Here is a 653-nt window from a genome sequence, read left to right as displayed (position 1 = left end):
ATGATTCAAAATCAATACGTTGATGAATATATTGAAATGTATAAGACAGGGAAAATTAAGCTAAATAAAGAGCGCATTATGCTAATTGAATACCTGGAGAAATACATCTTCATACGTGATGACTTGTATTTCGATAATGAAATGCATGAGGATTATATAAAATTCACTGAGAAATGGTACTTTGAATTACAACCATTCCAAAAGTTCCTAACAGCATTCGTTTTTCTTTTCTATAAAGAAGATGATTCTGTTTTTTACGAGCAATTTTTAATTATGATGGCTCGTGGTGGTGGTAAAAATGGTTTAATTTCATCATTATGCCATTTCTTTATTAGTCCGCTGCACGGAATAGATCGATACAATGTTTCAATTGTGGCTAACAACGAGAAACAAGCGAAAGTTTCTTTTCGTGAAGTGTATGATGTAATTGAAGGTAAAGAAGTATTAGAAGATATGTTTTATCGAACTAAGGTTGAAATCCTTGGTAAGGATACAAAAAGCGTTATGCAATATCACACATCTAATGCAAGTTCAAAAGACGGACTTCGTGATGGTTGTGTTATTTATGATGAAATACATCGATATGAAAACTTTGATGTAGTAAATGTATTCTCTAGTGGACTTGGAAAAGTGCCAAATGCTAGAGAATTTTT

Annotated in this window: 1 protein-coding gene; it reads left to right on the top strand. The window is 31.9% G+C overall.

Annotated features, from left to right (window positions below; all coding sequences use genetic code 11):
- A partial coding sequence (locus JDS99_RS30855) for a terminase large subunit domain-containing protein (RefSeq protein ID WP_242475823.1) occupies positions 1-653 on the top strand: 653 nt, incomplete at its 3' end.

Origin of the sequence: Bacillus cereus group sp. N6 (assembly GCF_016483705.1) — a bacterium.
Taxonomy (GTDB): domain Bacteria; phylum Bacillota; class Bacilli; order Bacillales; family Bacillaceae_G; genus Bacillus_A; species Bacillus_A wiedmannii.
This window is presented reverse-complemented; position numbering and strand designations above follow the sequence as displayed.